Genomic DNA, 7308 nt, shown 5'->3' with positions numbered 1-7308 from the left:
CTCTATCGTCGAAGCCGGAAAACAGCTTTACGCCAGCACCGGCACCCCGGAACGCAAACGCAAGCTGGTGCATATCCCGGTAACTGTGCCGCCCTTGCACTCGGCCGAGGGCAATCATCAGCATCGCGATACCTTGCCCGAGGTGCTGGTAACAGACAAAAACACTTTGCCCGGCACCTAATTCAAGCTCAAATCTGCTGTTACAGTCATATTAATGGGTTCACACCCTGAACCCTGATTCCGGTTATTGGGGGCTGTTGCGCCTGTTGAATAACAGTGCGGGCCGTCAATCTGTTCACGAAACAGATTGATATTTTGTCAGAAGATTCCTGAATCGCAGGCGATGTCGAGGCGGGTAGAATTTCCCCATCCTTTTGGCGAGGCGCTGAGGGGAGGCTTTGGATAATCGCTATTTCTTTGGACAGGAAGCCAGCCTCTTCATTTAGACAGGTAGTAGTGTAGAACTACGTATTCTATAATACTATTAGGTATCATTCCTTGTTAAAATTATATTTAAGGTTGTTTTTCTCCTTGTCTCAAGGCGCAAACTCAACCACTCTTTTTCAACTCTTGGGGGTGGGTAAAAAGGTAATAATTCTAAGTGGTTGAAACTTGAGGAGATAAGATATGGCTGCCTATACATTAACGCCTAACCAGATCAGCTATGAGTCCGATCTGGTGCCCTCAGGGGCGGAAACGGGTAATGCAATCTATGGGAATGGTCTTGATAACAGCATTACTGGCAATGGATACAACGATACTATCTTTGGTTATGACGGAGACGATTACCTGTCAGGCAAAGGGGGAAATGATACGTTGGTTGCCGGGAACGGTAACGATACCTTGGATGGCGGATCGGGAGCGGACATGCTTTTCGGTCAGGATGGTAATGATGTTCTTTACGGGGGAAGTGGTAACGATACCCTTTGGGGAGGAGTTGGGGACGACCAATATCTGTATGTCAAAGCTGATGGCGGGATTGACATCATTAATGATGATAAATCTCCGACTGGGCAAACAGGCTATGGTGGTGGTGATACCGATATAATCGTATTTGCCGACGTTGATGTGCAGAACATTTTTCTGGCGATTGACGGGAATGATTTGCTGATTACAGATGTTGCTGACGCTGCTGATGGGATTATGAATACAGGCGTCAGGGTCGAAGATTTCTTCCTCGGTGGAGACAATGTCATCGAACGCGTATATGGCAATGATTTTGCCGACGGCTATTGGGATTTGACTGGCCTTGTTGCTTGATATCAATCGTATGCTCCGGCATTCAGGAATGAGTGCCGGGGCATATTTTATTTCTCAATCATATTGAAATGGCATGTTGTGTGCGTAATGCGGTACGCAACTCAAAGTGTATGTTTGATGACGGTAAGATAGAGGTTGAACTGGCATATAACCCACATGAACAGCTTGCTGCGCAAAAGACAGTGGAAGTTATCATTGCGTTTCGCCTGAAGGGGAAAGCTTGTCGGTACAATAAATGAGCAAGGCTTTACCCAGACCGCAAACAACGACAAGGGTGCGTTTGCAAGAGCACAGATACAAGCCGATGCGCTTGGTTTTAAAGGGGGGGGGATGGACAGCCTCCGCCGGAGAACAGGTCGCTGCCGAATTACAGGCCCGATATGGTTTTGGCCTTGATGTTATCAATTATCCCGAAGGGCAAAGGCCAACAAGCGGCGAAATGAATTCCGAGATGTTTGGTGGTTCAATTGCTCAGTATGAAGGAATGAGTTCGGACTGAATGACTTATATCAAGCATTTTTCCCAGACGTATGGCTGGACCTTTGGCGTATATCCCTTTGCCGGTTTGGATGCTCCGTATGACGACCAGTAGGTCATCAGGTCAACTGAACCGGCAAAACCTAACTTCTGAAACGCCGGTTGGCAGGGGGCTGACATGTTGGTTTTTCCGACACCAAGGTATTGTCTTGGAAGTGAGGGAATAATATGCCGCTCAGAAAGCCTTGGGTTGAGCAAAAAGATATAATGTGATGATGTTTAAATCCACTTCTGTTGCTCCGGCCTTGCGCAATGAGCTCGGACAGTTCTCGTCGGTTGCAGTAAAGATACTGGTGTTCAGTATGGTGCTTAATCTGCTCGTGCTGACAGTGCCCATATACATGATGCAGGTATATGACCGAGTCATCCCGACCCGCCATCTGGAGACGCTTTTGTTTCTGAGCCTGATCGCTGTGGGGGCGATCGCTTTATACATCCTGTTGGATATTGTGCGTACACATGTCCTGATTAAAGTCGGACATCAATTGATGCACGCGCTGCAATCAAAGGTCTTGTATGCCTGTGTCCAGTCCACGGCTGCGGGGCACAATATCGGCAAGCGACCAGTGGACGAGCTTGAAGCCATCCGTTTGTGCCTTTCAGGGGCCGCGTTTTGCGCATTTTTTGATTTACCTTGGTTATTGTTGTTTATTGGCATCATCTGGATCGTCCATCCGGTTCTGGGCATTTTTGCCTTGTTGGCGGTTTTGGTTATGTCGGGAATTACGGCCCTTGCCAGCATTGTTGTTCGAAATAATATAACGGCTGGGCGTTCTGCCGATGCGCAATCTGATCGGTTTGGATCGGCGATTGTTGAAAACGCATCGACTGTGATGTCGATGGCCTTGTGGCCGCGTGCGCAGGACTTTTGGCAGCGGCTGCTGACAAACGGATTAAAGCAAAAACTTCCCGCAGAACTCCATACCGCGACTTTTACATCCCTGACAAAAGGGAGCCGAACACTTATCCAGATTGGGGCACTTGGTTTGGGGGCGTTTCTCGCGTCCAATCAGGAAATCACGCCCGGTGCCATTATTGCTGTTTCGATTTTGCTTAACCGTGCTCTTGCCCCTGTCGATGCCTTGGTCACCGGATGGCGGCAATTTGCCAATGCCTTTCAAGTTTCCAAGCAGATCAACACCCTATTGCGGACCTACCCAGCGCCGGAGGATAAAGTCATTCTCCCTGCACCTCGTGGTGATATTCATTTTGAACAGGTTACCTATGTTCCGGCGGGCCGTAAAAAAGCAAGCTTGTCTGGGATTTCACTTCGCATTCCGGCCGGTCAGGTCGTTGCCGTTGTTGGTGCGTCAGGGGCCGGAAAAACCACATTCTGCAAAACGCTATTAGGATACCTCCCTCTCAGGTCAGGGAATGTTCGAATTGATGGCGCAAGTTTGAGCGATTGGAACTTGGAAGACCTTGCTCCGCATGTCGGCTATGTCTCTCAACGCTCAGAATATTTACCGGGAACTGTTGAGCAAAATATTGCACGTTTTACTCCCGATCGCTCTCAAGAGGTGATTGAGGCCGCGAAACTGGCCGGTGTGCACGACTTAATTTTGGCGCTTCCGCAGGGTTATAAAACTGTGCTCGATAAGAATGGCGGACCACTGTCTGGCGGACAACAACAGCGGATTGCTTTGGCGCGCGCAATCATCGGGAAACCGCGTATTCTTGTTCTTGACGAGCCAAATGCCAATCTGGATGCTGATGGCATGATCGTCCTTTCTGACATTTTGGCCAGAGTCAAAAGTTGGGGAACGACAATTGTCATGGCCGTTCATAATACCTCTTTATTCGCTCATGCTGATCAGATCCTTGTTTTGGAGCATGGATGCGTTGCGGCGTTTGGTCCCCGGGAAGACATCCTCCAACGTATGCGGCCGAATGCGCCAAAGGCATCGCACGTCAGAGAGGAACTTGATGCGTAAAGATGCAAGCGTTTCCGACATTCGAGCGATGTTGGGCCTAAAGCAGACATTTCGGCGGGGCTGGCTGTGTATTGGAATATTCATTTTGGTTTTTGGCGTTTGGTCAACATTCGTGCCTTTGGCACGGAGCACCGTTGCACCCGGCAGCGTTAGCCCCGACGGCAGCCGGAGGACTGTTCAACACCTCGAAGGTGGGATTGTTCGAAACATTTATGTTCGAGAAGGCGATAAGGTCAGGGCTGGGGACATTGTGGTGCAGCTTGAGGATGTCAAGGCACGGACAGATTACTCAACCCAGCAGGCAAAGCTTTGGCAATATCTGGCCGAGCATGGTCGCTTAAGGGCAGAACGGGATAATTTCGTGGAAATTCGGTTTGATTCCCTCCTTCTGAAACAGGTCGAAAAATCCCGGACGGTTCGGGATGCATTGGAAGCGCAAAGAGCTATTTTTATTTCCGGCCGGAATGCAATTGCCACGCAAAAGGATATTTTGTTCAAGCGTGTCAATCAGCTTGAACAGCAAATCGCGGGCTTTCAAATTCAAAACAGAAGCCTCGAAGATCAGATTCGGTTGATTAAGGAAGAAATTCGTGACGTTCAAAGCCTGTTTGATAAGGGTCTGGAACGTAAATCGCGACTTTTGGCGCTGAAGCGCACACAGGCGCAGATCAATGGCACATTGGGTGCGAACCTGACATCCATCGCGAGCGCAGAGGAAAGAATAGGTGAAACGCGCCTGGAAATCGTGCAATTGACCACAGATAAACTTGATGAGGTCAATGGTCAGCTCGCCGAGCTGGAGGCTCAGATCATTGATGCCAAGACCAAGATTGCTGAAGCAAGTGATACTTTGCAGAGAACGAGTATCCACGCACCAGTCGATGGCGTCGTGATCAATCAGAAAGTGAAGACGATTGGCGGGGTGATTGGTCCGGCCGAACCGTTGCTTGACATTGTTCCAAGCAATGAGGAACTGGTCGTGGAAGCTCAGGTTTCTCCGCTGGATATTGATGCTGTCAGAGCGGGCCTGAATGCCGATGTTTTCCTTTCCGCCTATTCACGGCGTAATACACCAAGTATTCCGGGAACCGTTGCTTGGGTGTCTGCGGATACCCAAACGAGCGAGGATGGGAAGAAAGCGTATTTCCTTGCGCGTATTCTCATTTCTCGGGATGTTTTGCTAGGGCTCCCCAAACATGTTGAATTGTATCCCGGGATGCAGGCTGAGGTTATCATCAGAACCGGGTATCGTACTTTTCTGGATTATCTTCTGGAACCTCTGCTGCAATCACTGGATCGAAGTTTTACGGAAGTCTGAGTTTTGGAACATTTGGTGTTGCCAGAATTTAGCTAAACAGGATGTCTTCTATGGCATTGAAGATGTCATTTTCGTCTTTCAGGATGGAACGATCCTCAAGATCTTCAAACAGGGTTTCCAAATACAGGATTGCCTTTTCTTCTATTTCGTCTTCCGTAGGATCGGGCTTGCCTTCGAAATCGTGAAGAGTTCGTTTTTTCAAACGGTCAAAGGCTTTGAGGTCAATCAGCATGACATCAATTGTTTCCACCACTGCGTCGATATCGAGCAAAATGGTTCTGGTGGGATAGTTGATAAGAACTGTTTCAAGATAGTGCGTGGCTTTTTCCGCAAGTTCCTGGTCACTTGGATTGCTGTCGGCATTGAAATCTTTACCGACAGCCGCGCGCAAGGCGCGGGTGGCCAATGTATTTACCGCAATCTTGCGGATCAATGATTCGGCATCATCCTGTGTTTTGAATATGGTGCGTTTGGCACAGTTGATGTCCTTGATGTCGCGCATAAAGCCTCGTGCCATCCGCGAGATTTCCCGGTCACTTTCCAATGTCTCACCCCGATCAAGCGCGGCGATGATCCGTGTGGTCAATCGGTTGATGATTTGAATGTCATTGATACTGATTTCAAGGCGGTCGTTAATCCGCGCAAGGCGGGATAATACTGCCGCTCGGAAGGTGTCGGCGACGTTATCACAACGGCGCATACGATCTGCCGAAGGCTTTTCAGGATCGTCCAGATGTTTTTTGTCCTCGATGAAATTTTTGAAGGCTTTTCTCACCTGCTCCGCATCATTGATCTCTGTTGCTATTCCACAGTGATCCATGTCCGGGCAGACAACAGCACAAGGATCATCTGTGTCGGGCAGGTAAACATCGATCAGTTCAATGAGCTCTTTATAAGCGTCTTCAAGCTTTTTAGTGCTTTCGCGGATCACTTGATTGTTTTGTTGAACCGTAAATTTAAAACCGTTAACCAGCGACGTACGGGCCACATTTTCGTCGTCCGGCTTGGTTTCCTTGGTAATGTCTTCCTGTTTGATGGCATCGAGATTTTTGACCAGGAAATTCAGTTTGGCTTGGTCGGCCTCAATCTGCTCGCCTTCACCATTGGATGTGTTTGCACCGTAATACATATAGGAAAGCACTGTTTTGTTCTTTTCGATGTCGTCAATCGCTTCCCTCAGATTCTTCATAATATCGTTCTTTGTGCTTCTCTCGGTGATGCGATTATTGATGAAGTTATAAAGGCTAAAACCAAAGCTGAGCACGACAATGCCACCGGCCATCCACTTGGATGTTGCCGCCTTTTTCAAGTAGCGGCCGGTTCGGTTGTACCACCGGTTTTGGATGCGGATGGCACTGCGTAACGCAGCAGTATCCGCCGCATTCAAACGGATGGTGCCGTGCCTAACGCGTGGGCGCGGGGCTGGACCATGGCGCGGAAATTTCCGGCTTATCAGCGTAAATAGAAAGGGCGTGGTAGCTATGCTGAGTGTTTGTAAGGCATAAACCGTGATATCTGCCCCGGGCGTGCGTTGGTTACTCAGAGATTTGAATATCTTTTCCGTAAGTTCTTTTTGGTTCTCAGGCGAATATTGGCTTACATTCGGTAGGGCAGAACTGTGGTACCAGGCAAAATCCGGTTGTATTAATTGCGCGCGCAGGAATTCCCGCAGCGTCATAAGCGCCTGAACCTGTTCATAGACCAGGCTGGCACGCTCGGTAAAACTCTGTCCTAAGGATATCAGGGCATTTGAGGCATTGTTCAAATTTCCAACATCAACCTGAGCCTGGGTCGTAATCTGGTTCAGATGATCCAGTTCTCCGCCTCTTTTGGTGTATTCTTCGGTTAGTTTTGTGATGTCCGGGTCTTTGTCACCATTGATTTTGTGGTCAATATCATAGGCAATCTCCGTGATGGTAAGACCCGTATCCGCCAACAGAATAAATTTAAAGCCCATACCGATTTTAAATAAGGAAGCGACAGACATATCAAGTCTCCTTGGAATGTTTGATCCTGTTTTGAAGCGTCTTTCCCCTCAGGCGGCAGCAGTGTTCTCTGCTTTGGCATCGATAAGGGTAATGATGGCCTTGATGGTTTTTCGATTGAGGGCGGGATAGGTGGCATGGATTTCTTTAATCCGGACACGTTCGGATTTGCCGCTGTTTTGGCGGGCGATATTTTCTGCACCTTCATAAAAGGTTTTTTCCGAGACAGATTGATACAGGATATCGCGCAATTGGCGTTTCCGCTCGTCAAGCC

At 48.7% G+C, this 7308-nt stretch carries 7 protein-coding genes; 5 read left to right on the top strand and 2 right to left on the bottom strand.

The window, feature by feature from the left end; translation table 11 throughout:
- The 5 genes from ACN0TS_RS18905 to ACN0TS_RS18885 form a co-directional block, all read left to right on the top strand.
- Nucleotides 1–181, top strand: a 181-nt coding sequence (locus tag ACN0TS_RS18905) for a hypothetical protein (RefSeq protein ID WP_417260868.1), incomplete at its 5' end; no start/stop codon positions are given.
- A 446-nt stretch (nucleotides 182–627) separates the two neighbouring features.
- Nucleotides 628–1260, top strand: coding sequence for a calcium-binding protein (locus ACN0TS_RS18900; protein WP_417260867.1), 633 nt, complete (start codon nucleotides 628–630; stop codon nucleotides 1258–1260).
- 235 nt (nucleotides 1261–1495) lie between these two features.
- Nucleotides 1496–1759, top strand: a complete 264-nt coding sequence (locus tag ACN0TS_RS18895; protein ID WP_417260866.1) for a hypothetical protein — start codon at nucleotides 1496–1498, stop codon at nucleotides 1757–1759.
- A gap of 250 nt (nucleotides 1760–2009) precedes the next feature.
- A complete protein-coding gene (locus tag ACN0TS_RS18890) occupies nucleotides 2010–3731 on the top strand; it encodes a type I secretion system permease/ATPase (RefSeq protein WP_417260865.1) in 1722 nt (573 codons plus the stop codon).
- Nucleotides 3724–5049: an HlyD family type I secretion periplasmic adaptor subunit gene (locus ACN0TS_RS18885; protein WP_417260864.1), complete on the top strand. Its 1326-nt coding sequence runs from the start codon at nucleotides 3724–3726 to the stop codon at nucleotides 5047–5049. The genes ACN0TS_RS18890 and ACN0TS_RS18885 overlap by 8 nt, the downstream gene beginning before the upstream one ends.
- A 28-nt stretch (nucleotides 5050–5077) precedes the next feature.
- Here ACN0TS_RS18885 and ACN0TS_RS18880 read toward each other — a convergent pair whose 3' ends face one another.
- Both ACN0TS_RS18880 and ACN0TS_RS18875 read right to left on the bottom strand, forming a co-directional pair.
- Nucleotides 5078–7036 (bottom strand): hypothetical protein, encoded by a 1959-nt coding sequence (locus ACN0TS_RS18880; protein WP_417260863.1) that lies wholly within the window; start codon nucleotides 7034–7036, stop codon nucleotides 5078–5080.
- A 48-nt stretch (nucleotides 7037–7084) separates the two neighbouring features.
- Nucleotides 7085–7308, bottom strand: a 224-nt coding sequence (locus tag ACN0TS_RS18875; protein WP_417260862.1) for a hypothetical protein, incomplete at its 5' end; no start/stop codon positions are given.

It is taken from the genome of Celeribacter sp., assembly GCF_048266405.1.
Lineage (GTDB): Bacteria > Pseudomonadota > Alphaproteobacteria > Rhodobacterales > Rhodobacteraceae > Celeribacter.
The sequence above is the reverse complement of the archived record's forward strand: the minus strand, read 5'-3'. Positions and strand labels throughout refer to the sequence as shown.